The 24,425-nt window shown below is 61.8% G+C and carries 23 protein-coding genes; 9 read left to right on the top strand and 14 right to left on the bottom strand.

From position 1 onward, the window contains the following. Positions 1-149 precede the first annotated feature (149 nt). The gene (locus tag EDF61_RS10685) at positions 150-1,838 is read left to right on the top strand and encodes a long-chain-fatty-acid--CoA ligase (protein ID WP_133834068.1); all 1,689 of its coding nucleotides are present in this window, start codon (positions 150-152) and stop codon (positions 1,836-1,838) included. On the opposite strand, the gene EDF61_RS10680 is transcribed toward EDF61_RS10685, so the two are convergent. From EDF61_RS10680 to EDF61_RS10660, 5 genes are all read right to left on the bottom strand, one after another. Next, entirely contained in the window at positions 1,835-3,430 is a 1,596-nt protein-coding gene (locus EDF61_RS10680) for a dipeptide ABC transporter ATP-binding protein (RefSeq protein ID WP_133834067.1), read from the bottom strand. The genes EDF61_RS10685 and EDF61_RS10680 overlap by 4 nt on opposite strands. Then, positions 3,427-4,224 carry an ABC transporter permease gene (locus tag EDF61_RS10675; RefSeq protein WP_133834066.1) on the bottom strand — a complete coding sequence of 266 codons (798 nt, stop codon included), beginning with the start codon at positions 4,222-4,224 and terminating at the stop codon, positions 3,427-3,429. The genes EDF61_RS10680 and EDF61_RS10675 overlap by 4 nt, the downstream gene beginning before the upstream one ends. Continuing rightward, a complete protein-coding gene (locus tag EDF61_RS10670; RefSeq protein ID WP_133834065.1) occupies positions 4,221-5,153 on the bottom strand; it encodes an ABC transporter permease in 933 nt (310 codons plus the stop codon). The genes EDF61_RS10675 and EDF61_RS10670 overlap by 4 nt, the downstream gene beginning before the upstream one ends. A 6-nt stretch (positions 5,154-5,159) precedes the next feature. Next, the gene (locus EDF61_RS10665; RefSeq protein ID WP_133834064.1) at positions 5,160-6,824 is read right to left on the bottom strand and encodes an ABC transporter substrate-binding protein; all 1,665 of its coding nucleotides are present in this window, start codon (positions 6,822-6,824) and stop codon (positions 5,160-5,162) included. Positions 6,825-6,955: 131 nt separating this feature from the next. Next, positions 6,956-7,564 carry an NAD(P)-dependent oxidoreductase gene (locus EDF61_RS10660; protein ID WP_133834063.1) on the bottom strand — a complete coding sequence of 203 codons (609 nt, stop codon included), beginning with the start codon at positions 7,562-7,564 and terminating at the stop codon, positions 6,956-6,958. A gap of 83 nt (positions 7,565-7,647) precedes the next feature. On the opposite strand from EDF61_RS10660, the gene EDF61_RS10655 reads away from it, so the two are divergent. Beyond that, positions 7,648-8,016, top strand: a complete 369-nt coding sequence (locus EDF61_RS10655; RefSeq protein WP_105656244.1) for a winged helix-turn-helix transcriptional regulator — start codon at positions 7,648-7,650, stop codon at positions 8,014-8,016. Here EDF61_RS10655 and EDF61_RS10650 read toward each other — a convergent pair. Continuing rightward, the gene (locus EDF61_RS10650; RefSeq protein ID WP_133834062.1) at positions 8,013-8,522 is read right to left on the bottom strand and encodes a GNAT family N-acetyltransferase; all 510 of its coding nucleotides are present in this window, start codon (positions 8,520-8,522) and stop codon (positions 8,013-8,015) included. The genes EDF61_RS10655 and EDF61_RS10650 overlap by 4 nt on opposite strands. A 118-nt stretch (positions 8,523-8,640) precedes the next feature. Between EDF61_RS10650 and EDF61_RS10645 the strand changes: the two genes are divergently transcribed. Further along, positions 8,641-9,777, top strand: a complete 1,137-nt coding sequence (locus tag EDF61_RS10645) for an acyl-CoA dehydrogenase family protein (RefSeq protein ID WP_133834061.1) — start codon at positions 8,641-8,643, stop codon at positions 9,775-9,777. Between the two features lie 10 nt (positions 9,778-9,787). Here EDF61_RS10645 and EDF61_RS10640 read toward each other — a convergent pair whose 3' ends face one another. Continuing rightward, positions 9,788-10,492 (bottom strand): NUDIX hydrolase, encoded by a 705-nt coding sequence (locus EDF61_RS10640; RefSeq protein WP_133834060.1) that lies wholly within the window; start codon positions 10,490-10,492, stop codon positions 9,788-9,790. Positions 10,493-10,739: 247 nt separating this feature from the next. On the opposite strand from EDF61_RS10640, the gene EDF61_RS10635 reads away from it, so the two are divergent. Then, on the top strand, positions 10,740-11,510 hold the full coding sequence (locus EDF61_RS10635; RefSeq protein WP_133834059.1) for a 3-hydroxybutyrate dehydrogenase: 771 nt from the start codon (positions 10,740-10,742) through the stop codon (positions 11,508-11,510). Between the two features lie 28 nt (positions 11,511-11,538). Here the strand turns inward: EDF61_RS10635 and EDF61_RS10630 are convergent, their stop codons facing one another. Continuing rightward, entirely contained in the window at positions 11,539-12,597 is a 1,059-nt protein-coding gene (locus EDF61_RS10630; RefSeq protein WP_133834058.1) for a YeiH family protein, read from the bottom strand. Positions 12,598-12,669: 72 nt separating this feature from the next. On the opposite strand from EDF61_RS10630, the gene EDF61_RS10625 reads away from it, so the two are divergent. Next, positions 12,670-13,602: a LysR family transcriptional regulator gene (locus EDF61_RS10625; protein ID WP_133834057.1), complete on the top strand. Its 933-nt coding sequence runs from the start codon at positions 12,670-12,672 to the stop codon at positions 13,600-13,602. Between the two features lie 125 nt (positions 13,603-13,727). Here the strand turns inward: EDF61_RS10625 and EDF61_RS10620 are convergent, their stop codons facing one another. Continuing rightward, positions 13,728-14,963 (bottom strand): aminotransferase-like domain-containing protein, encoded by a 1,236-nt coding sequence (locus tag EDF61_RS10620; RefSeq protein WP_133834056.1) that lies wholly within the window; start codon positions 14,961-14,963, stop codon positions 13,728-13,730. A gap of 429 nt (positions 14,964-15,392) precedes the next feature. Continuing rightward, the gene (locus EDF61_RS10615) at positions 15,393-15,782 is read right to left on the bottom strand and encodes a helix-turn-helix domain-containing protein (protein WP_105662004.1); all 390 of its coding nucleotides are present in this window, start codon (positions 15,780-15,782) and stop codon (positions 15,393-15,395) included. A gap of 380 nt (positions 15,783-16,162) precedes the next feature. On the opposite strand from EDF61_RS10615, the gene EDF61_RS10610 reads away from it, so the two are divergent. From EDF61_RS10610 to EDF61_RS10600, 3 genes are all read left to right on the top strand, one after another. Beyond that, positions 16,163-17,338: an NAD(P)-dependent malic enzyme gene (locus tag EDF61_RS10610; protein WP_133834055.1), complete on the top strand. Its 1,176-nt coding sequence runs from the start codon at positions 16,163-16,165 to the stop codon at positions 17,336-17,338. 175 nt (positions 17,339-17,513) lie between these two features. Continuing rightward, the gene (locus EDF61_RS10605) at positions 17,514-17,957 is read left to right on the top strand and encodes a DUF4262 domain-containing protein (protein ID WP_105656254.1); all 444 of its coding nucleotides are present in this window, start codon (positions 17,514-17,516) and stop codon (positions 17,955-17,957) included. Between the two features lie 73 nt (positions 17,958-18,030). Next, positions 18,031-18,438: a DUF4262 domain-containing protein gene (locus EDF61_RS10600; protein ID WP_166650781.1), complete on the top strand. Its 408-nt coding sequence runs from the start codon at positions 18,031-18,033 to the stop codon at positions 18,436-18,438. Positions 18,439-18,462: 24 nt separating this feature from the next. Here the strand turns inward: EDF61_RS10600 and cycA are convergent, their stop codons facing one another. Beyond that, positions 18,463-19,944 carry a D-serine/D-alanine/glycine transporter gene (gene cycA / locus EDF61_RS10595; RefSeq protein ID WP_133834053.1) on the bottom strand — a complete coding sequence of 494 codons (1,482 nt, stop codon included), beginning with the start codon at positions 19,942-19,944 and terminating at the stop codon, positions 18,463-18,465. Between the two features lie 608 nt (positions 19,945-20,552). On the opposite strand from cycA, the gene EDF61_RS10590 reads away from it, so the two are divergent. Further along, positions 20,553-21,398, top strand: coding sequence for an HpcH/HpaI aldolase/citrate lyase family protein (locus EDF61_RS10590; protein ID WP_105656257.1), 846 nt, complete (start codon positions 20,553-20,555; stop codon positions 21,396-21,398). Positions 21,399-21,485: 87 nt separating this feature from the next. On the opposite strand, the gene EDF61_RS10585 is transcribed toward EDF61_RS10590, so the two are convergent. From EDF61_RS10585 to EDF61_RS10575, 3 genes are all read right to left on the bottom strand, one after another. Beyond that, positions 21,486-22,976, bottom strand: coding sequence for an alanine/glycine:cation symporter family protein (locus tag EDF61_RS10585; protein WP_133834052.1), 1,491 nt, complete (start codon positions 22,974-22,976; stop codon positions 21,486-21,488). Positions 22,977-23,203: 227 nt separating this feature from the next. Next, positions 23,204-23,326, bottom strand: a complete 123-nt coding sequence (gene ykgO / locus EDF61_RS10580; RefSeq protein WP_073707785.1) for a type B 50S ribosomal protein L36 — start codon at positions 23,324-23,326, stop codon at positions 23,204-23,206. Beyond that, positions 23,316-24,377, bottom strand: coding sequence for a GTP-binding protein (locus EDF61_RS10575; protein WP_133834051.1), 1,062 nt, complete (start codon positions 24,375-24,377; stop codon positions 23,316-23,318). The genes ykgO and EDF61_RS10575 overlap by 11 nt, the downstream gene beginning before the upstream one ends. Positions 24,378-24,425 lie beyond the last annotated feature (48 nt).

Genomic DNA, 24,425 nt, shown 5'->3' with positions numbered 1-24,425 from the left:
GCCCTGCTCCGGGTGTTCGCAGGAAAATCCCAGCTGTGCGGTGCCGGGGTATTTCTGCCAGCGGGCGGATCCGCCACCTGCAGCGCGTCGTTTGCGCCTGGGAAGCCCTGGAATCGCGCCGCGCTTCGTTACAGGGCATGATTGGAGGTATGGAAAATAGTGCTGCGCCCGCATGGGTGGCAAATTACCAGCCGGGAGTCCCGGCCGAAATCGAGCTGCCCACCGAACCGCTCAGCCGCATGTTCGAGCGCTCCGTGCGTGAAGCCGGCCAGAACCCTGCGACCGAGTTCTTCGGCCGCCGCACCAGCTACGCCGATCTGGGCGCGCAGGTAGCCAAGGCCGCCGAGGGCCTGCGCAAGCTCGGCGTGCGCGCCGGCGACCGCGTTGCGCTGATCCTGCCCAACTGCCCGCAGCACGTGATCGCCTTCTACGCGATCCTGCGCCTTGGCGCCGTCGTGGTGGAGCACAACCCGCTGTACACTTCGCGGGAACTGCGCCACCAGTTCGAGGACCACCAGGCGCGCATCGCGATTGCCTGGGACAAGGTCGTGGCCAACGTCCAGGAATTCCCCAAGGACGTGCAGCTGGACTCGATCGTCTCGGTCAACCTGCTGGAAGCCTTCCCCGCGGTCAAGCGCCTGGCGCTGAACCTGCCGGTCAAGAAGCTGCGCGAGACCAAGGCGTCGCTCACGGCCCGCACCTCGGGCACCGTGGCATGGAAGGACCTGCTCTCCGGTGCGCAATTGGATGCGAACCACCCGCATCCGGATGTCGATGACCTGGCGGTCATCCAGTACACCTCGGGGACCACCGGCCATCCCAAGGGCGCCATGCTCACCCACTTCAACCTCTATTCCAACGCCTTGCAGGGCGAGGCCTGGATGCTCGGGGCGCAGGAGCGCGAGGAAATCCTCTACGCGATCCTGCCGATGTTCCATGCCTTCGGCATGACCCTGTACCTGACCTTCGGCGTGAAGAAGCAGGGCCTGCTGGTGCTCTTCCCGAAGTTCGATCCGCAGATGATCCTGGATGCCTGGAAGAAGTCCCCGGCCACCGTGTACTGCGCGGTGCCGCCGATCTACGAGCGCACCGCCCTGGCGGCCAAGGAGCGCGGTGTCTCGCTGAAGAGCGCCAAGTACTGCATCTCCGGGGCGATGAACCTGCCCGACCATGTGGTGGAGCTGTGGGAATCGATGTCCGGCGGCCTGCTGGTAGAAGGCTACGGCATGACCGAGTCCTCGCCGGTGGCCTTGGGCAACCCGTTCCACCCCAGCCGCCGCACCGGCACCATCGGCGTGCCCTTCCCCTCGACACTGATGAAGGTCGTCGACGTGGAGGACCCGAGCCGGGAAGTGGCCCAGGGAGAACCGGGCGAATTGCTGATCAAGGGCCCGCAGGTGTTCCAGGGCTACTGGAACAACCCGGAGGAAACGGCCAAGGCCAAGACCGGGGACGGCTGGCTGCGTTCGGGCGATGTGGTCACCGTTGACGAGGACGGCTTCGCCCAGGTGGTGGACCGCGCCAAGGAGCTGATCATCACCGGCGGCTTCAACGTTTCACCGACCGAGGTCGAGATCGCCCTGCGCCAGCACGCTGACGTGGCCGATGCCGCGGTCTTCGGAAAGCCGTTGGCCCGCGGCGGCGAAATGGTAGTTGCCGCGGTGCAGCTCGAAGAGGGGTGCGGGCTGAACGAGGACGCGCTGCGCGCCCACTGCCGCGAGCTGCTGGCCGCCTACAAGGTGCCTAAGCGCATTGTGCAGATCGATGAGATGCCGCGCTCGCTGCTGGGCAAGATCCTGCGCAAGCAGGTCAAGGACCAGATGGTCGATCTGGTCTAGCGCAACCGCGGCATCGCCGAGAGCAGCAGTTTCGTGTAGTCATGCTGCGGGGCGCCGAAGACTTGGTCAGTAGAGCCCTGCTCGATGATTTTGCCTTCATGCATCACCGCAACGGAGTCGCTCATGTGCTCGATCACCGACAGGTCATGGCTGATGAACAGGTAGCTGGTTCCGGTGTCCAGCTGGATCCGATCCAGCAGGTCCAGCACCGTGGCTTGGATTGATACATCCAAGGCCGAGACCGGCTCGTCAAGGACCAGCACCTGCGGCTTGGGCGCTAGCGCGCGTGCAATCGCCAGGCGCTGGCGCTGCCCGCCGGAAAGCTCGCGCGGGCTGCGGCCCAGCAATTCGGTGGACAGCTCGACTTGTTCGAGCAGTTCAGCCGCCGGCTTGCGGTACTCGGCTGCGCGCTTGGACTTGCCGCGGCTCAGCGCATCGGCCAGCAGCTGCCCCACCGAATAGCGCGGATCGAAAGACCCCAACGGGTTCTGGTAGATCGCACCCATTTGTTCGCGCAGTTTTCGGCGCTGGGATTCGAGGGCCGGGGCAAAGTGCTCGCCGAGCAGCTTGACGTTGCCTGCATCAGGCTTCTGCAAGCCCAGCACCATGCGCGCGGTGGTGGTCTTCCCGGACCCGGATTCGCCGACAACGCCCAGGGTCTTGCCCCGGGGCAGTTCGAAACTGATCGCATCCACGGCCTGGTGCTTGCCGAACGTTTTGGACAGCTGCGTGACTGATAACGCGGGGGCAGTAGTGGCGGGTGCTTCTGGCGGTGGTGCCGTCAACGGCTTGCTGGCTGCCGACAACGGGGCGAAGCGCGGTATCCCCGAAGGCACGGCCCGCAGCAATTGGCGGGTGTACTCGTGCTGCGGGTCGCCCAGGATCTGCCCGGTGCTGCCGGCCTCAACGATTGCACCGTTGCGCATCACCGCAATGTCGTCGGCCAAATGCGCTACCTGGGCCAGATCGTGGCTGATCATCAGCACGCCGCGGCCCTGCTCCTTGAGCTCGCGCAGCTGCGAAAGGACCAGTGCTGTCAGCGCCGAGTCCAAGGCGGTGGTTGCCTCATCGGCGATGACTACCTGCGGGTTGCCGGCCAGGGCCTGGGCAATCAGGGCACGCTGGCGCATGCCGCCAGAGAGCTCGGTGGAACGCTGCTTGGCACGGCGCCCGGGCTCGGGCATGCGCACGGATTCCAGCACCTGGAGCACTCGCTGCTGGCGTTCGGATTTGGACATCTTGCCGTGCGCCTTGAGCGCATCACCGATTTCCCGGCCCACCGGGCGCAGCGGATCGAGCGCCATCAGCGCATCCTGCAAGATCATGGACACCGAATTCCCGCGGATCTGCTGCCAGCCGCGGTCGGCGAGCTCCAAGGCGTCCTGCCCGCAGACAGCTAGCTCGGCGGCGCTGATCGTGCCGCCGGAGAGGCCAAGCAGGCTGCGGGCGGTGACGGATTTGCCCGACCCGGATTCGCCGACCAATGCGAGGCAACGTCCGGCCTTTACGGTGAAGGAAATGTTCTTCACCGCCACGGCGGAACCGAAACGGACCGAAAGGTCCTTGACCGTAATCAGTGCTTGCTCGTTCATGCTGTCCTTGCCCTTCCGCCCAGCGCGCGGCCAATCAGCGTGGCGCCTGCGGCCACGACAACTATCGCCAAGCCGGGGAACAAGCTCATCCACCACGCGAAGTGCAGGTAGGTGCGCCCGGCCGAAAGCATGGCACCCCATTCGGGCGCTGGCGGGGGAGTGCCCAAGCCCAGGAAGGACAGGGCAGCAGCCCAGATCACGGCTTGGCCGATCCCCAAGGTCACCAGAGCCAGCAGGGGCTTGAGGGCGTTGGGAACCAAATGGTTGCGGACCAGCAGCCACGAGCCGCGGCCCAGCACGGTGGCTGCCTCCAGCATTTCCGAACTCTTCAGCGTGCGGATCTGGCTGCGCACCAGCCGGGCATATCCCGGTGCGGTGGACAGGCCCACCGCGACGATGGCCGGCCCGACACCGGGGCCGGTGAAGGCAATGATCAGCAGTGCCAGCAGCAAGGACGGAATCGCGTAGAGCGCTTCGAGCACGCGCAGGATGATCTCGTCGAGCCAGCGCGGGGACAATGCCGCAACTGTGCCCAAGACGATGGCCAATCCCATGCCCAATCCTGTGGCCGCCAGGCCAATAGCCAACGAGTCGCGGGCACCATGGATGACACGGGTATAGATGTCGCGGCCCGATTCGTCGGTTCCGAAGAAATGCGCGGCGCCGGGTTTGCTGAATGCCTCGGCCGGGTTGATGGCCAATGGATCGCCCGGGGCCAGCACCGAAGGAACCAGCGCGATGAGCATCCACAAGGCGATGAATGCGGCGGCGAAGATTTTTGCGGTGCGGCTCATGAGCTCGCCCCTGCCGGATTGATGGCTCGTTCGATGCCTTCGGTGATCGCCATGACCACGATGTAGACCAGTGCAGAGAAGAGCGCGATCCCGGTGACCATCGGGATGTCGCGGGCCAGCACCGCAGAAAGCAGCGAGCGCCCCAGGCCCGGACGGGCGAAGATCGCCTCGACCACCACCGCGCCGGAAAGCAGCGAGGAGAAAGCCCAGCCGGTCAGGCCCAGGGCAGGCAAGGCGGCATGGCGCAAGCCATGGTGCCAGAAGACCGCCAGCCGGCTTTCGCCACGGGCACGCGCGGCCAGCGCGAACTGGCTGCCCAGGGCTGCGCTCAGCGAATCGCGCATCAGCTGGGTGAGGAACCCGGCCAGCGGCAATGCCAAGGTCAGCACGGGAAGTACCAAACCCTGGGCGCTGCCGTTATCCACGGCCGGCAGCCAGCCGAGCATCGAGGAGAAGAGCATGATCAGCACCGCGCCGAGCCAGAAGTGCGGCACGGCGGCGGCAATGATCTCCACGATATTTCCCAGCCAGGCGCCAAAGCGGTTGGCCCGCATGGCCGATGCCGCGAAGCCCAAGGCCAGCACCCAGGCGGCCGCCAGGGCCAGTAGCGCAAGCCAGAGGGTATTGGGCAGGAGATCGCCCATGATGCCGGCGACCGGCTGCTTGAGCGAATAGGAGGTGCCGAAGTCCAAGGTGGCCAGCTTGCCCAGGTACATCAGGTACTGGGAGATGAGCGGCAGGTCCAGTCCGTACTCGGCGCGGGCCGCGGCCAGCGCTTCGGCCGAGGCCTGGGAACCGGGGCCGCCCATGATTGCTTCGGCCGGGTCGCCGGGGATCAGCCGGATGGCGATGAAGATGGCGGTGGCCACCAGCCACAGCACCACCAGCGCGCCGCCGATCTTGCGCCCGGCCCAAGCAATCGTGCCCATGGGGTGCTACTTGGTGATGAAGGTGTCGTAGTAGACCGGCGAGGACACCGCGGTGGTGGCGCCGATGCCGTGCACGTTCTTGCCGTAGAGGAAGTGGTTCTGCTGGTCGTAGAGCGGCAGCACGTAGTAGCCCTCCAGGACCAGCTTCTGGGCCTGCTCGTACAGCGCAGCGCGCTGGGCTTCATCGTTGGCCTCTTCGGCCTGGGCCAGGATCCCATCGAGCTTCTCGTTCTTCACCTGCGCGTTGTTGGCGAAGTAGCCCGATGGCGCCGGGACGGTCGAGTCGGAGTGGTACAGGATGCGCAGCACCGACGGGCCGACCTTGGTGTAGGGAGCCGAGACCAGATTGTAATCGTGCTTGGCCAGGGCGCCGTACCAGCTGGACAGGTCCAGCAGCTGGATCTTCACGTCGAAGCCCACGGCCTTGGCCTGGGCCTGGAACTGCTCGAACAGGGACTGCTCGGCAGGAACCGATTGGTTGGTGGAGACCGGGAAGACCAGCGACAGGCGCTTGCCGTTCTTCACGCGGTAGCCTTCGGCGTCGCGTTCGCTCCAGCCTGCTTCATCGAGCAGCGCGTTGGCCTTGGCAACGTCGGTGGTGAACAGCGATTCATCGGAGTAGCCCAGCGGTTCGGCTGAAGACAGCAGCGAGTAGCTGCGCTCGGTGGTGCCGAAATAGAGGGCCTTGACGCCGGCGCTGGCATCCACGGAGCGGATGAACGCCTCGCGAACGCGCTGGTCATCGAATGGCGCCTTGGAGCTGTTCAGCTCCAGGCGGTTGGAAGCACCCGGGCGCGGAGCGTCCAGATGGCCCAGCGAGCCGTCCTGCTTTGCCGTGGCGATGGTGTCCGGCTGCGCGTTGTCGATGACATCGACTTCGCCCGAGACCAGGGCTGCGTAGCGGGTGGCGGCCTCAGGGATGAAGCGCCAGGTGATGGCCTCCAGGTAGGCCTTGGAATCGGAGCGCTCCGCGTTCTTGACCGGCGGCACGTAGTCTTCGTTGCGGACCAGGTTCACGGCCTTCTGGTGCTCCCAGGATTCGACCTTGAACGGGCCGGTGCCTACCGGTGAGGCGCAGTTGGTCGCCTGGTCGCGTTCCAGCGCCTTGGGGGATTCGATGGCGGTCCATGGCATGGACAGCGATTCCAGCAGCGCGTTATCCGGGGCGGAGAGCGTCAGCTTGGCGGTGAGCTCATCGGCGATCTCGATATCCACGACCTTGCCCACGGCCAGGTAGCCGGTGGAGGACGCGGTATTCGGATCCTTCAGGTGCTCGATGTTGGCTTCGATGGCTTTGGCGGTGAGCTTCGTGCCGTCGGTGAAGGAAATCCCATCGCGCAGGGTGATGGTGCGAGTCAGGCCGTCCTCGGAAACTTCGGTGCTTTCGGCCAGCCACGGGATGATCTTCCCGTCCGCATCCTTGGTGAACAGGGATTCGAGGTACTGGCTTGCTACCAGGGCTTGCGGGTAGTTGCCGCCCACATGCGGATCCAGGCAGGCCGGCTCGGCGTCGCCCGAAGCATAGACCAGGGTGCCGCCGGCAACCGGCTTCGCCTCCTCTGCGGGGGCATCGGGTCCTGCCCCTGCCGAGCAGCTGGCTAGAAGGGATCCAAGGAGCGGGAGCGCGATAGCGCAGCCAAGGATCTTGGACGCGCGCGAGTTTCGTTGCATGGGGAAGGGCTTACCTCGATGAACTAGTGGTGATGACCAAACCAACTCTAGCCATCTGGAACGCATTCGTCAGATCGGAGCGAATCGCTCCGATCCGACGAAACCTGGCTAGCGGAGATCCACGAGGGGATCTACTTTTCGCTGGCCACGGTCATGCGGCGGTTCTGGTGGACCGGGCTTTCGATTTCATCGAGGATCGCCACGGCGAAGTCCTGGGAGGAAACGAAGTCGCCTGCTGGCGAATCGGTGCCCAGGATGTAGCTGCCGGTGCGGCGTGCAGGCATGATCACCGGGGCTGGAGCCGCGACGGTCCAGGTGATGCCGGAAACCGAGGTGAACATGTCGTAGACCTCGGCGCAGGTGGTGGCTTCGGCCTTGTATTCCTCCGGGAAGCCCGGGGTGTCGACCAGGCGGACGCCGTCTACCTCGGTAGCGCCGGCGCCGCCGACAACCAGCAGGCGGGCTGGGACCAGGGTTTCGGTGATCTGCTCGAAGGCATCCAGGTATTCCTGGTGGTCGCCACCGGTGCGCGATGGCGGTACGGCAATGACGAGCACGTCGTTGTTCTTTCCCAGGTCGCGGTAGGTTGCCCCGTCGCCCAGCTCGGCGGCCACGGTGGTGGTTCCGTCGATTCCCTTGCCCGAACGGGAGACCGAGGTGACCTCATGGCCGCGTGAAATGGCTTCGGCAACGACTTCCGAGCCGACCATGCCGGTAGCTCCGTAAACTGCAATCTTCATGGTGTTCTCTTTCCTTGGGAAATTGGGTCCGGCACAATGGTATCTTTTAGATACCGCCCACTACAACGAAACTAGGTTTCCTCATGGATAGCCATGGCTCTTTTGACGTGTTCGTGCAGCAATGCCCTTCACGTGAAATCATGCAGCGCCTAGGCGATAAATGGACTCCGCTGGTCCTCTTGTCCCTGGCTGGCGGCCCGCAACGTTTCTCCGCATTACGCCAGCGCATCGGCGCGGTCACCCCGAAAGTGCTCACCAATACCCTGCGCAACCTGGAGCGCGACGGGCTGGTGCAGCGCACCGTATATGCCCAGGTGCCGGTGCGGGTCGACTACGAGCTGACTGATTTGGGACGCGGGATCCTGGAACCCATGGAAATCCTGCGCCTGTGGTCCGAGGAGCATGTGCCCAAAGTGCTCGCTGCCCGTGAGCGGTTCGACGCGCGCGGCTAATGGCCAGGTGGAGCAGCAGGACGCAGCGGCAGGAACATGAAGTGCTGGCCCACCAGCCCCTTGGTCGGATGGTTGAAGGCGCCCGGAATGGTGCCCAGGATCTTGAAGCCCAGCGATTGCCATAGACGCACTGCAGCCTCATTGGTCTCGACGACCGCATTGAACTGGATGCCGTGATAATTTTCCTGCCGGGCCCAGTCGATCATGTATTCGCCCAGTGCTCGTCCCACGCCGCGATTGCGGCATTCCGGATCGACCAGGAAGGACGCGGTGGCGATGTGGGCTCCCCGTCCGGGCTTGTTTGGCCCCATCTTGGCCGAGCCGATGATCCTGCCATCTGCCACGGCAACGACCGTTTGCCCTGGTGGCGTCTCCATCCACCAGGGGCGGGCTTCTTCAAGGGTTTGGCCTTGGGGGAAGGCGTAGGTCTGTCCCTCATCCATGATTTTGCGGTAGAAGCCGAAGATCCCAGGCCAATCCCCGGCGGTGCTTGTCCGGATTTGCATGCGCTTAGCCCAACTCTTTCGAAATGAATGCTTCGGAACTCATCCTATTGGCCCTCATTGTATCTTGCGTCACATAGACTGAGGTCAAAGACGCAAGGTGCAGGCAAAGGAGCCGGTGTTGTTTGAAGCAAGCGAAGACCAGAAGTCGTTGATCGAGATGGTCCATGATTTCGCCGAGACCAGGATTGCTCCCAATGCCCTGAAGTGGGACCAGGAACAGCACTTCCCGGTGGATGTGCTGGCCGAAGCCGGACAGCTGGGCATGGGCGGAATCTATGTTTCTGAAGATCATGGCGGATCCGGTCTGAGCCGCAGCGATGCGGTGCTGGTCTTCGAGGAACTCGCCAAGGCCGACCCGACCCTGGCCGCCTACATTTCCATCCACAACATGGTCGTGTGGATGGTCGACACCTTCGGCAACGACGCGCAGCGCGCCAAATGGCTGCCATCAATGACCGCCATGGACGACCTGGGCTCCTACTGCCTGACCGAGCCCGGAGTCGGCTCCGATGCGGCGGCCCTGTCAACCCGTGCCCGCAAGGACGGTGACGAGTATGTGCTCAGCGGCGTCAAGCAATTCATCTCGGGAGCTGGAAGCTCGGCGCTCTACATCGTCATGGCCCGTACCGCTGATACCGGTTCGCGCGGCATCAGCGCCTTCCTGGTTCCCGGCGATGCCGAGGGCCTGAGCTTCGGGCCGAACGAAAAGAAGATGGGCTGGAAGGCGCAGCCCACTCGCCAGGTGATCATGGAAGGCGTGCGCATTCCCGCCGACAACCTGCTGGGCGAGGAAGGCCAGGGATTCTCCATGGCCATGCAGGCACTCAATGGCGGCCGCCTGAACATCGGGGCCTGCTCGCTGGGTGGCGGGCAGAGCGCGCTGGAGAAGTCGGCGCTGTATTTGAAGGAGCGCCAAGCCTTCGGCGGACCGCTGACCAGACAGGAAGCGCTGGTCTTCAAGCTGGCCGAAATGGACATGGAGCTGGAAGCCGCCCGCTCCTTGCTGCGCCGCGCCGCCGCCGCACTGGACGCGAAGAGCCCGGACCGCGTCCGCCTCTGCGCGATGGCCAAGAAGATGGCCACGGACGCCGGATTCAACGCCGCCAACAGCGCTATCCAGCTGCACGGCGGCTACGGCTACCTCGCGGACTACGGGATGGAGAAGATCACCCGGGATCTGCGCGTGCACCAGATCCTGGAAGGCACCAACGAGATCATGTCGCTCATCGTCGGACGCACGCTGCTGGAATCCTGACCGGTGGCAATCAGGCGTTGAACTGCTTTTCCGAATTCCGCACAGCGTTTCCCGAGAGGGAATCGCGGGGATCCGGATGAACCGATGAGATGGCTGGCTCGCTGGCAATGATCTGCTCGATGCTGCCCTGCTCCATCGCATCCCGCAAGGTGCGCTGGGTAGGGCGCATCATTTTAATCTCGCCGCGTTCCAGGGAAGCGAAGAGCTCCTGGGGGCTGATCCATGTGGAGATCACCGCTTCGGTGGTCTGGTGGAGCGGTTCCTGGCCGGCGCGCAATGCCGCGACAAAGAAGTACGTATCGAACCGCCGCGGGAAACCGGCTGGGGTGACCCAATTGGCCCAGGGGCGCAGTTGGCCAGGATCCAGCAGCAGCCCTGTCTCCTCGAAGACTTCACGACGTGCTGCGGCCAGGATCTCCCCGGCCAGATGCTCCGCGCGATCTGGTCCTTCCCCAAGGATCGAGGTGCGCGCCCATTGCCGGGCGTGCTCGCTGAGCAAGGCGGGATCCAGCTCTCCTGCCGCCACCGCTTGGCCGTCTTGGGCATCAACGCGGCCGCCGGGATAAACCACCATGCCGGCTGCGAAGTCCATGGTGTTCACGCGATGCTGGACGAAAACCTCAAACCCGCCAGCTGCCTCGCGCAGCAGCAAAACACTGGCCGCTTTGCGGATCGGGACCTCGGCGGGAGTCGCAGGTATCGGGGAAGTCGTCATTGCCTACCATGTCCTTGGCTCTTGGAAGTGAAAATAGCCTTCGAGAGCCAGCTTAGCTTCCAGCGCACAGCAAACGGGCAACCGGCAGAAGCCGCTGTGCATGCTTGCACATTGACCTGCGGAATCTGCACAGCAAATGCCGTTGACCGGATTCCTGACGGAGCCTAGTTTGAATCACAGAGACCTGCGCGAAGCTGCGGGCATCGCAACTGGAAGCCGCAGGGGAGCCGAGCAGAGGATGAGCGCAATGGCGGAACAAATTGGCCCATGGCCCCAGGGGTTAAAGGGGCGCCGCGCCTTGGTTACCGGTGGCGCCTCCGGCATAGGCCTGGCCAGTGCCCGGGCATTGGCCGACGCCGGTGCCACCGTGACGATTGCCGACCTCAATGAACAGGCCGCTGAAGAAGCGGCCCGCGAGCTCGGCGGAAAAGCATGGGCTGTGGATCTTTCGGATACCGCGTCGCTGGAAGATCTCAGCGTGGATACCGACATCCTGATTAACAACGCCGGCGTGCAAAGGGTGGCTCCAATCCATGAGTACGACCCCGAAGCCTGGAGGCTGATCCATCGGCTCATGCTGGAGTCGCCGTTCCTGCTGATCCGGGCAGCACTGCCCGGCATGCGCGAGCGCGGCTTCGGCCGCATCATCAATATTTCTTCGATCCACGGACTCCGGGCCAGCGCATTCAAGAGCGCCTACGTTGCGGCCAAGCACGGGTTGGAGGGACTGTCGAAGGTCACTGCATTGGAAGGTGCCGACTACGGGATCACCAGCAACTGCATCAACCCGGGCTATGTGCGTACCCCGTTGGTGGAGCGGCAGATTGCCGATCAAGCGAATTCGCATGGCATTGACGAGTCGGATGTCATCCAGGAGATCATGCTTGCCGAATCGGCCATCAAGCGCCTGGTTGAGCCAGAGGAAGTCGCTTCGCTGGCGGCCTGGCTCAGTGCCGATGCCGCGGGCATGGTGACCGGAGCGTCCTACACCATGGATGGCGGCTGGAGCGCGAAATAGGTGCGGCGGGATCACCTAGCTGCCATGCCTAGGCCGGCGGGAACAGCAGGGTTCCGCCGATCGACACGGCGATGATCACCACGGTGGACAGCAACCCCAGCAGCAATGAACGTCCGCCGGTTTTTGCGATGCTGCGCAGGTGGACCCCGAGCCCCAAGGCGAACATGGCCGCGGCAAGCAGGAGCGTCTGCGCGCTGGCCGCAACTGCAAGCCACGCCTCGGGAACCAGCCCGGTGGTGCGCAGCAGCATTGCCGCCAGGAACCCGAGGACGAACAGCGGCACCAGTGGCGGGTTCTTGCCGCCTTGCACCGATTGGCGCCGCCGCATGTAGACGCCGACGCCGGCAATGATTGGAGCCAGCAGGACCACCCGGGCCAGCTTGACGGTCACCGCCACGGCCAAGGCGCCGGCACCTACCGAACCGCCGGCGGCGACGACTTGTGCGACCTCATGGGTGGACGCGCCGATGAGCATGCCGATGCTGCGTTCATCCAGCCCGAGCAGCAAGCCCACCGCCGGCATGAGCGGAATCATCAATGTCCCGAAGAGCACTACCAGCCCGATCGCGGTGGCGACCTGATCCTGCTTGGCCTTGACGACGTTCTCCGCACCTGCGACCGCGGCGGCACCGCAGATGGAGAAGCCGGTGGCGATGAGCAGGCGCTGCGGCAGATCCATGCCGAGCTTCTTGCCGATCCACAAGGTGGCCAAGAACGTGATGCCAACCGAGAGGGCCACCACCAGCAGTACCCCGGGGCCCAAGCCGAGGATGGTGCCCAGCGAGAGCTGCAAGCCCAGCAGCACAATGCCCAGGCGCAGCAGCTTCTTGCCGGCAATTGCCGTGCCGGGGGCAAAAGCCTGCGGGACCGGGGCAAGATTGCGCCACAGCGCACCGAGCAGGATAGCCAGCAGCAGGGCGCTCAGGCCATGGATGTAGCGGCTGGCGAACATGCACAAGATGCCGGCGGCAAGGCAGAGGAGCAGTCCCGGAAGAGCCGGAGCGAAACGCGAAGCAGGTTTTCGATGTCCGGACTGGTCACGTTTGGAGGTGGCAGATTCTTTGACGGGACTTGTGGAGTCGTGCATGGAAATAATTCTTCTCCGGCATGGCGAATTGCGGTATACCACTTCTTGCTATCGCGGACATATGATCATGATATGGAAAGCAGCTCGTCATCTCTCGAAGACATTGCCCGCTGGATTCAACCCTCCTCATTGGAGTTGCTGGTCGGCATCGCCGATCACGGGAGCCTGAGCGCCGGTGCCCGTGCGGCCGGGATGGCGCAGCCAAATGCCACCCGCGCATTGAAAACGTTGGAGCGCCGGCTGGGATACCAGCTTGTGGCACGCAAGACCACCGGATCGCGCTTGACGGCAGAGGGAGTGCTGACCGTCCAGTGGGCTCGTGAAGTCCTGTCCAGCCTGGAAGCCTTCGCCGCTGGCGCGCGCTCGCTGGCTGAAACCGGAGAGGGAGAGCTGGAATTCGGAGCCAGCATGACGGTGGCAGAATTCTTGGCGCCAAATTGGATCGGACTACTGCATCGTGCCCTGCCACGAGTCATCCCTCGAATGAAGATCATGAATTCCCAAGATGTTATTCGTGCAGTGCAGCAGGAGGAATTGGGACTAGGATTCGTGGAAACCCCGCACATTCCTCTGGGCCTGAAAAGCCGGCAGGTACTTCACGATGAAATGCTCGTGGTCACGTCGCCTTCACATGCTTGGGCACAACGGAAGGAACCGCTGAGCCTTCACGAATTGCAAAGCACGGCGCTGATAGAACGCGAGGAAGGCTCCGGCACCCGGGCATTCTTGGATTACATTGCCCATGCCGAACGCCCGAATCCGGTCGCTGTCTTCAACTCGAACGCAACGATTTGCCAGTGCGTGGCGCGCGGAATGGGACCCGCTGTGCTCAGCCATTTGGCGGTAGAGAGCCAATTGGAGCAGGGGCTGCTCGTCGAGATCCCGTTTGATGGGCCGGCGCTGTTACGCGAGCTGCGGGCGATATGGCCTGCGCACCGTGTCTTGAAAGCGACCGAGCAGAAGCTGCTTGAGATTTCCGTGGAATCCCGGATCGCGCAGGGCTAGCCGGAGATCCAGCCCCGACTGGATCTGTGCGGACTTGGCCAGGAGGCGGACAGCAAGCTTCCCATCAAGGATGCAGGGGCGGCCATTTGTACCGGGCCGTGGGCTCCCGGTACAAGCCTCCGGACTTAGAGTTTGAAGATCTCGTTCTTGAGCAGACCCGACAGACGCTGGACGCCTTCGTCGATGGTCTTCTCGTCAACGGAGCAGAATGCCAAGCGCAGCTTATTGTCGGCTTGGCCGCTCGGGCTGAATGCCGCGCCTGGAATGAAAATGACCCCGGCCTTCACGCCCTGCTGCAGCAGCGCGTAGGTGTCAATGCCTTCAGGCAAGGTCAACCAGACGAAGAAGCCGCCTTCGGGACGAGTGTGGGTGACACCTGCCGGCAGGTACTTGGCCAATGCTTCGAGCATCGCGTCGCGGCGGGAACGGTACAGGTCGTTGTACTTGGTGATCTGCCCCTTCCAGTCATGCTCGTTGAGGTAGGCGCTGATGATCATCTGGTTCAAGGTCGGTGGGCACAGGGCTACCGCCTCGCCGGCCAGGTAGAAGCGGCGGAAAAGGTGGGTCGGGACCGCGGCCCAGCCGATGCGCAGGCCGGGCGCGAAGATCTTGGAGAAGGAACCCATGTAGATGACGTTTTCCGGGTCCAGGCTCCGCAGGGTAGGCGCAGGAGTTCCTTCGTACCGCAGCATTCCGTACGGGTTGTCTTCCAGGATCAGGATGCCGGCTTCGCGGCAGATGTCCACGATTTCCTGGCGGCGTTCGGCCGCCAGAGTGATCCCTGATGGGTTGTTGAAGTTCGGGATGGTGTAGAGGAATTTGATGCGCTCGCCGGCGGCGCGCAATTCGGCGATGCGGGCACGCAAGGCATCAGGAATCAAGCCATTTGCATCGGTGCCCACGGGGCGGGCGGACACCTGGTAGGCCTCGAAGGTATTCAGGGCCCCGACGTAGGTCGGATCTTCGCAGAGCACAGTGTCTCCGGGATTGCAGAAGACCTTGCAGGCCATGTCTTGTGCTGACTGGGAGCCGTTGGTGACCACCACATCTTCGACCCCCACGTTCGTGATGCCTTCAGCTGCCATGACATCGATAATTTGTGCACGCAGTTCAGGAGTGCCAAGTCCGGAGCCGTATTGCAATGCTTCGGGGCCCTGCTCGACGATGATGCGCCGGGCCATTTCACCGACCTTTTCCAGCGGGAGCAGCTGCAGGTAGGGGTTGCCTCCGGCCAGGGATACCAAGGAAGGGTCCAAGGAGAGCTCGAAGACGTCGCGCACCGCGGACTGCTTGATTCCGGCCGCGCGCTCGGATAGCAAGGATTCGTGCGAAGTGGTCAGCGATTCTGATGCGGTGGTCATGGTTCTCCTCGGCAAGGCTCCAGGGGCGGGGGAGCGGGGTTCCTGCGCTGGGTGCGGCACAGGAATTGTTTTCAAATAGAATACTTTGGTATTCCAGCAGGAAATTCAAGGCTTGGCAAGAGCTGAGTTTTCAACCACGTGATTCTTTGCTCCAGGCGAGGCGTTGCGTTCCTCGATCTTCAGCTGGCCCAACGCCGCATTGACGCGGCCGTGAAGTTTCTCGGAAAGGTTTCGCGGCTAGCTCCCGGCCAGCCAGCACTGCCGGACCAAGAGGACCAGTAATTCGACGCAGTCCGCCGAAGCCCGGAAATACCCAAGACCGGGAGGCGCCCATCCATGCGAACAGGGAATAACCCGGGACCCTGATCAGCAGGCGATCCCATCATCCGACTTCCTGCGGGCCGCTGGCGTATTCGCCGGCTGGTTGGCTCACTTCTCGGTTTCGGTGCGGGAATCCAGCCAAGACTGGATGGCGCTTGGGCGAATGCGGCGATGCGTTCCACGGTATTCCACCGGAATAATCCCCGCATCGGCCAGCTTGCGCAGGTAGCTGTTGGAAATCCCGGCCATTTGGGCTGCTTGGGAAGTATTAAGGAGCAGCTCGGGTGTGCCGATGCTGACGGACTCGCCATCTGCAAACCGCGAGAGCACCTCGATCAGCGCCTGGTGCGCTTCTTTGGGCAACTTCAACGCGGTGCCGTTGACGAACACGGTCGTGTCATCCGACTCGTCCAGCGCGCGGCGTAGCCGCGCGGTGGTCTTCTCATCTAACGCCTCGAAGGTGCGGACCCTGCCCAGTGCTGAAGTCGGTGATGCCATGGCCCTTATTTTGCCTGAGATGTCCTTCGGGCGCACCTCATGACGCTGCAAATGGACTGCCTGTCGCAACTCCTTTATGACACAGATGCGACGAATGGGGGTTGTACAGCGCCAAGCGGTTCCCGTATGGTGGAAAACGTAGGTCTAAAGAAAGTACTGACCAGCCATCTTCCGGCACACCATGACGGATCCTTCAGCCTCACCCGGCGGAGCCCCTCTGGGAATTGTGTACATGGAAGCCTGACGCCCTCCTTAATTGCCTGTGGGTCACGCTCCATTGCGGTCGGATGAATGGTCATGCGCGTTCCTACGCTCTGCCACCAATTTCGTGGGTACTGCGTTTTCGTCAATCAGAACTTTCTTGAAAGAAGAGCTATTCAATGTCTGTTGAATCCACTAAAGACCTGTCCACCATCACCGACGAAGAGATTTTCGACGCCCATCTTGGCGGCAAGCTTTCCGTCTCATCGCAAATGCCGCTGAACACCAAGCGCGACCTGTCCATCGCCTACACTCCGGGTGTAGCCAAGGTATCCCAGGCCATCGCAGATGATCCAGCCAAGCACGCCACCCACACCTGGGCCTCCCGCCTGGTTGCTGTGGTTTCGGACGGCACCGCTGTGCTGGGCCTGGGCAACATCGGCGCCGCTGCCTCGCTTCCGGTCATGGAAGGCAAAAGCGCCCTGTTCAAGGAATTCGGCGGTCTGGATTCGATCCCGCTGGTATTGGACACCACCGACGTCGGTGAAATCGTCGAAACCGTCATTCGCCTGCGTCCGAGCTTCGGCGCCGTGAACCTGGAAGACATCTCCGCCCCGCGCTGCTTCGAAATCGAAAAGCGCCTGATCGAGGCGCTGGATATCCCGGTTATGCACGATGACCAGCACGGCACCGCGGTGGTAGTGCTGGCAGCTCTGATCGGCGCTGCCCGCCAGACCAAGCGCGACATCAGCTCGTTGAAGGTCGTCATCTCCGGCGCTGGTTCGGCTGGCGTCGCCGTCACCAACCTGCTGCTTTCGGCCGGCGTGGATGACGTCATCGTGCTCGACTCGCGTGGCACCATCCACCGCGATCGAGACGACCTTAATCCGGTCAAGGCCGACCTGGCCAGCCGCACCAACCGTGAAGATGTCATGGGTGGCCTGGCTGAGGCACTGGACGGCGCGGATGTCGTAGTAGGACTTTCCTCCTCGACCTTCGAAGAAGCTGCCGTGGCGAAGATGAACAAGGACGCCATCATCTTCGCGCTGTCCAACCCGACCCCGGAAATCATGCCGGATGCTGCCGCGAAGTATGCGGCCGTGGTGGCCACTGGCCGCAGCGACTTCCCGAACCAGATCAATAACGTGCTGGCCTTCCCGGGCATCTTCCGCGGCGCCCTGGACTCGGGCGCCAAGAAGATCACCGAGGGCATGAAAGTCGCGGCGGCCCATGCCATTGCCGACCTGGTTGGCGATGATCTGGCAGCGGATTACATCATTCCTTCGGCAACTGATGACCGCGTGATGCCTGCTGTTGCCGCGGCTGTGGCTGCGGAAGCAGATAAGGCCAAGTAGAAAAAACTGGCGAAAAAGCACTGCCTGCAACGACTCGTTGCGGGCAGTGCTTTTTTCATGCGCCGGCCTGTTCTGAGGCCGTTGTCTTGGGATATCCACAATCGTAGAAAGTTCCTGCCGGGGCGAGGAATTCGCGCCACACTTGCTGGCATCAGATCAACCAAGGAGGAATGCGATGAGTAATCCTGAAGGCGTCCATCTCAGTGTCCGCAGCTCGTTGCCCGAAATGCAGCTACTTGGCGTTGTTGCGCTGCGCGAAATATCAGAGAAGGGGTATGCCGTAGTCCTCAGCACTATGGCAAGGCAGCAACAGGTCCTGGGGTACACACTGGGATTGGCGAAACGAGGGCATCCTGAAATCGTCAGTATCGGTGGAGACGAAGATGATGTTTTTGGGCTTCTCACGCATCTGGCATCACAAGTCGTCGAGCATGGACAAGTCTTTTCCGAAGGTACCCACAACACATCGCTATTTAGCGAGCTCATTTTCTCGGAGCCAGAGGCGGAACTGAACACTCTTCCCCTCACCAGTCTGATCCTTGGCGACATCCCGATAAGAACTCTGCATTGCACGGAACCCAGGGACTTCGCCGTGATCCAGCAACAGTCGGCTCACTAGGAACTGCGCCGCATCGTCAAAAGATGAGCAGGCAGAGGAAAGGAACTTGACCATGTGCGATATGTGCAGTGGCATGACACGCAAGCAACTGGAAGCCCTGATCGACCAGCGGATCCGCGACTACGGACATGAAGTGATTTTTGTTGAGTCGGACCGGATCAGCCCATCGCTTGCCTACACCGTTGGCCTGAGTCGCATCGGGCACCCAGAATTCCTTGTTCGAGGGCTGGACATGGATGACAGCATCCAGATGCTCAACGGATTTTCTGCGTCCGTGCTGGAATGGAATGAGGTTTTCGCCCACAGGCACACCGGCCGCTGGAAGGACGGAACACTGTTGTACTTCTCCAAGATCAGTACCGGGATCCGCAAGCAGGTGCCCTTGGCTTATCAGAGATACGGAGAAAGCCTGGGGCTGCTAGAAGTCTTACTCGTCGGCAGGGATATCCCTTACGAATATGTAGTTGCCCGGCACAATTAGGCCTTGGCATCCTTTGCCAAGGGTCTAGCTTCGCCGATGGATTGCAGCGGCCTCGTTCTCCGCGCGGACTTTTGCCCGATGTGCTGCGCGCAGAGCCTGATGGCCATCGGATTTGCGCACCTTCAGGTAGAACATTCCAACTACCAGGAACCACAGGGGCGTAGCCAGCAACGCAGCACGCGTATCGGCCTGCGTGGTCAATGCCCACAGGACGAATACGAAGAAAGCTAGGACCATGTAGGGGGCTCCCATGCCGCCGGGGACCTTGAACTTGGAGGCATCATGCAGCTGCGGGCGGCGCTTGCGGAAGGCCAAATAGCTGATAAGGATCATTGACCAGACGAACATGAAGCACAGGGCAGACACCGTGGTCACCAACGTGAAGGCCTGGGCTACGGAGTCACCCGCGTACAACAGCACGACGGCAGCAAGAAGGAAAATGCAGGAGAACAGCAACGCATTGCGTGGCACCTGCGTGGCAGAAAGCTTGCTGAACTTCCGCGGAGCGTCTCCATCTTGCGACAGGGCGTACAGCATGCGCGATGTTGAATAGATCCCGGAATTTGCACTTGAAGCGGCGGCTGTCAGCACGACAAAGTTGACCAGACCCGCAGCTGCGGCTAAACCAGCCATCGAGAACATGCCAACGAATGGCGATGCATCAGCGGAGAACTTGTACCAGGGGGTGACGGCCATCAGGACGGTCAAGGCACCGACGTAGAACAGGATCACGCGCAGCGGAATGGAATTGATGGCCTTAGGGAGATTCTTTTCAGGATCCTTGGTTTCAGCCGCAGCCGTACCTACCAATTCAATGCCGACGAAGGCGAAAACGGCGATCTGGAAGCCCGCGACGAAGCCCATGAAACCAGTGGGGAACATGCCACCGTGCGCCCACAAGTGGGCGAAGGAAGCGGTGTCTCCCTCGGGAGAACTGAATCCGGTGGCAATCATTGCCAAGCCGCAAACGATCAATGCCAGGATTGCAACGATTTTCACCAATGAGAACCAGAACTCGGTTTCACCAAAAGCCTTGACGGTGGGCAGGTTCAGCCCGACCAATAGCAGGATGCAGCATAGCGCCGGGAGCCATAGCGGGATCTCGGACCACCAGTAGGCGACATATTGGGCGATCGCGACTACGTCCGCAATGCCGGTGACGACCCAGCAGAACCAATAGGTCCAGCCGGTGAAGAAGGCAGCCCAAGGTCCCAAGAGATCGCCGGCAAAATCTGCGAAGGTCTTGTAGTTCAAGTTGCTGAGCAGGATCTCGCCCATGGCACGCATGACGAAAAAGAGCATGAAGCCGATGATCATGTATACGAAGATGACCGACGGACCAGCAGCGGAAATGGTCTTGCCGGAGCCCATGAACAGTCCGGTGCCGACTGCTCCGGAGATCGCCATGAGCTGGATGTGCCTGCTGGACAGTCCGCGCTCAAGATTCGTTCCATCGGAAACGGTTTTCAGTTGCGTGGAATCGTTCGCCACGGCTGCACCTTTCATGAGCAGATCCCTTCGGTTTTTCGAAGGAGACGGCCTGCTTCGAAGGAGAACGAGACCGCTGAAAGAGGTTATCGCAGATATATTGACCAGCTATATTTGTTCGTCACCCTGGACTGCGAGCAAGCTTAACAGTTGTGAAGTTGGTTATACGCCACTGGATTCGGGCAGGCAGCCCGCTGCTTCGCGCAGTGGCCAGATGGGCAGAACCTGCACTTGAATGGGGCATTTGGTTGCTGCTGGACCTCCGGGTGGCCGGCTGTGTCCGAGAATGAAGCCACGGGAAACTATGCGAAGGAAATCCTCCGGTTCCGGCGAATGGAGTTAGCGGGAGGCAGTTGATCTGCAGAATCAGAACCACCGATGATCAATTCCCGCGTTTCCAGCCTGCGGTCGGATTTCGGAAATGGCAGAACGCGGGAGCCCGTGGAGCGCCGCAGGCAACACTGCATCCATGCTCAGCTCCACTGCGCAGAAGGCTACCCGGTTCAGTTTGGTGTCGTGCATCCGGACTGCTCCAGCGCTGCATTCCGCGCCTTTCGGTTCACTTGAAGCAAATACTGTACATGGCCAGTGGAAGCTTGGAGGGCCGAGTGAGTAGTGTAGGACGTATGGCATTCCGAAATCGTCGAGCTGCGGCTCTTCCTGCAAAATTGTCCCGTTCCTGGCTCTTGGTCAATGCGGCCAAGGAGGAAACTTTCGCTCCTTCACTGGCTTGTGAAGCGGACTCGGTGATTTTTGACATGGAAGCTGCCGTTCCTGACGACCAGAAGATCCAGGCTCGCGATAACGTAGTGCGAGCACTGTCCAATGGCATGACTGCGTGGGTACGCGTCAATGGCATTGACACTGATTTCTGGGCCGATGATCTTGCCGCGCTGTCGGGAACTCCCGGCCTGCGTGGAATCATGCTGGCCATGACCGAGCAGCCTGAACAGGTTACCTACAGCGCAATGCGGCTTCGCGCGGGTACTCCCGTCCTGGCCTTGATCGAAACCGCTTTGGGTATCGAGAATGCTACGCAGATCGCTTCGGCCCCGGGTACCTTCCGCCTGGCGTTCGGCATCAACGACTTCCGCAAGGACACCGGCGTCTCCGACGACCCGATGGCATTGGCCTACGCACGCGGACGGCTCGTGATCGCTTCGCGTGTAGGCAAGCTGCCTGGCGCTATCGATGGACCTCCACCGGCAGGTGCCGACGCCGCCAAGGTGACGGAGGAAACTCGCATCACCGCCTCCATGGGCATGACCGGCAAGCTGTCATTGTCCACCGATCACGTTGATGGCATTAACGCCGCATTGGCACCCAGCGAAGACGAGCTGTCTTGGGCAATGGAACTGCTCGAAGCGCACGCTGCCGGCGCTTCGGTGGGCGATGGCTCATACCTGCCGCGTCTGGCCCGTGCCCAAAAGATTGCCGACCTGGCCGACTCCTACGGCCTGTGGAACGCCTAAGCCTCTAGCTGTCTTCCAATAGCAAAGAACCCGTCCAGCATCTGGTATCAATCAGATGCTGGACGGGTTCTTTGCTGTTTGCGGAGCCTATGCCTCGTGGGCACCGCGGTTGCGCGAGGAACCGACGACGTCGCCAGCCTTCCATTCAGCCCAACCCGGACGCTCATTCATGAAGTCCTCGATCTGCGCCTTGTTGGCTTCCAGCTTCGGGTCATGCTTGAGGTACCAGCGGGTTTCGCGGGCCACCATGCCCGAGAGGATCAGCAGGCCGATCAGGTTCGGCAGCGCCATCAGGCCGTTCATCATGTCCGAGAAGTTCCAAACGGCGGTCAGCTCGGTGGTGCAGCCTACGTAGACGACCAGCGAGAACACGATGCGGAACGGCATCACGAGCTTGCGGCCGAAGAGGCGCTCGATGTTCCGCTCGCCGTAGTAGCACCAGCCCAGGATGGTGGAGAAGGCGAACATGACCAGGCCGACGGTCACAATCCAGTGGCCCCACTGTCCGGGCAGGCCATTGGTGAATGCCTGGCCGGTCATCAGTGCAGCGGAGATCTGCTCGCCGGTTTCCCCATCGAGCATCTTCCAGGTACCTGTCGTGATGATGACCAGGCCGGTGCAGGTAACAACGATGATGGTGTCGATGAAGGTCTGGGTCATGGAGACCAGGCCCTGGCGAACCGGGTGGGTGGTCTGTGCCGAAGCGGCGGCGATCGCTGCTGAACCCATGCCGGACTCGTTGGAGAAGATGCCGCGGGCCACACCATACTGGATAGCAATGATGATGGCCGAGCCGACGAAGCCGCCCACTGCCGATGTGCCGGTGAAGGCATCGGTGAAGATCTCGCCGAAGGCGGCAGGAATGCCGCCCACATTGGCGATCAGGATGTAGATCGATGCTGCTACGTAGAAGACGATCATCACTGGAACGAAACCAGCGGTAACGCGGCCGATGGACTTGATGCCGCCAACCAATACGGCGATGGACAGCACGGTCAGGATAACGCCGGTAACCCAAGGGGTCACATGGAAGGAATTATCCAAGTTGGCGGCAATCGAGTTGCCCTGGGTCATGTTGCCGATGCCGAAGCTGGCCAGGGTGGCAGCGATAGCGAAGAACAGGGCCAAGAACTTGCCCAACGGACCCTTGACGCCGCGTTCCAAGTAGTACTGCGGACCGCCGGACTTTTCGCCTGCGGCGTCGGTGCCGCGGAAGCGCACGCCCAGATACGCCTCGGTGTACTTCGATGCCATGCCCAGCAGGCCGGTAACCCACATCCAGAACAGGGCGCCCGGACCACCGATGCCGATGGCGGTTGCGACACCGACGATGTTACCGGTGCCAACGGTGGCGGCCAGTGCTGTAGTCAGTGCCTGGAACTGCGAGATATCGCCTTCTGCCTCGGCATCCTTGCGCTTGAGCAGGCCAAGGCGCAACGCTGCGGCGAGCTTGAAGAATTGCAGGCCGCCCAAACGGATAGTCAGGTACAGGCCAGTGCCCAAAAGTAGCGGGATGAGGACAAACGGTCCCCAAATGACGGAGGAAATATCTCCGAAGAGAGCGCCCAAATCGTCCATGGATTTAACATCCTTATTTGCGAGTGACTGATGATCAAGAGTCTCAAGCCAGAAGCCGATCCCCTTATGTGAGTGCCATCATATGACAAGGGGAGAGCCGTGTCACAAAGCGCGCTGGACGATGCCATGTCCGGTTCGTTAACTTAATTTCACGAAAAGGCCAAGGGCTCGAGCTGGCTGCCGCATTGCCGGCATCCACTGACGTGGACGCCGGCAATTCCCGGGGTTCAGCCCTGCCGTGCTTTCATGCGCGGATTCTTCTTGTTGATCACGAATACGCGACCTCGTCGTCTCACTACCTGGGAGCCGGGCGCCTTCTTCAGTGCACGGATGGAGTTCCTAACTTTCATGCCATTCACCTCCTTCATGATGTGCGGAGCTGAACAGGTCCTTGAGTTCTTCCTCGGTGACCTGGCATTGCTCGAAGACCGTCTCGATCTGCGAAGCTTCGTGTTCGGATCCGTAGAGCAGCAATTCCGAGACGGCGATCTTCGAGTTCCACGCTCCGGTGTTTTCCATCCAGATGCGCGGACCGGCTCCCCCGATGGCCACGCGCTCGCTGAGCGCACTAGCCACCCAGAGGATGCCGCGGATGCACGTGCAGGATTCGGCCAGGGAGGGAAGGGCCTGGCGGAAGCGCTCGGGATGAAGCGGGCGCTCGGCGTGCAGGCGGATCGGCATAGTGCGAGCATTGGTTGCTGTTTGCGGCAGGTGCCCGGCGCTGGTGCGTTGGTGCGCTGCTCCGGGGTGGAAGGAGCCGAGTCCTTCTTCGTGCACGCAGATATGCGCATGCGGTGCCATCTGCCGAGCTAATTCGAGGCCGGCTTCAAAGTCGGGGCCGCCTGCGCGTCGTGGACCGGTGGCACTTTCGAGCAGTTGGGTTTCCAGGCCTTCGACCGGAATGAGGGTATCTGCCTGCATCAATTCGGTGAAGAAGAACTCTCCCGACGTCCTCGCATCGCGTTCCATGGCGTTGAATCCCGATTCCCAGAGGGTGTGCCGGTCCCACATCTGGTTTTCCAATTCGGCGGGATCCAGGGACAAGACGATGCTGCTGATCCGGATTTCCAATGGTTCGAGCTTTGTGCCGAGCATGTCCAGCACTGTTCCGCTAGGCCATGTGGCGGGCAACGCCAGGATCATTGCGGCCTCGGAATCTTCGGGGGCCAGGCGTTGGATCGTCGGCAGGATCTCGAACTTCGTCGCACAGCCGATGCAGGGGTGCCCAAGAACGGTTTCGGCATGTTCTGCGGCTGCAGATCCGGAGACGTGGCGCACCAGCCGGTTGCCGTCGACGAAGTCATAGCGCAAGATGACGGCATCAGGATGGTGGCGTCCCAGGTGGCTGAGGCCGGAGTCGCGACTGGAAGTATCAAGTGCGGAGAGAACGATGAGATTCACGCGTTCAAGCTTATATGAGAATGAGTCTCAATAGCAAAATTGTGAACG

Origin of the sequence: Arthrobacter sp. JUb115 (assembly GCF_004365035.1) — a bacterium.
Classification (GTDB): domain Bacteria; phylum Actinomycetota; class Actinomycetes; order Actinomycetales; family Micrococcaceae; genus Glutamicibacter.
This window is presented reverse-complemented; position numbering and strand designations above follow the sequence as displayed.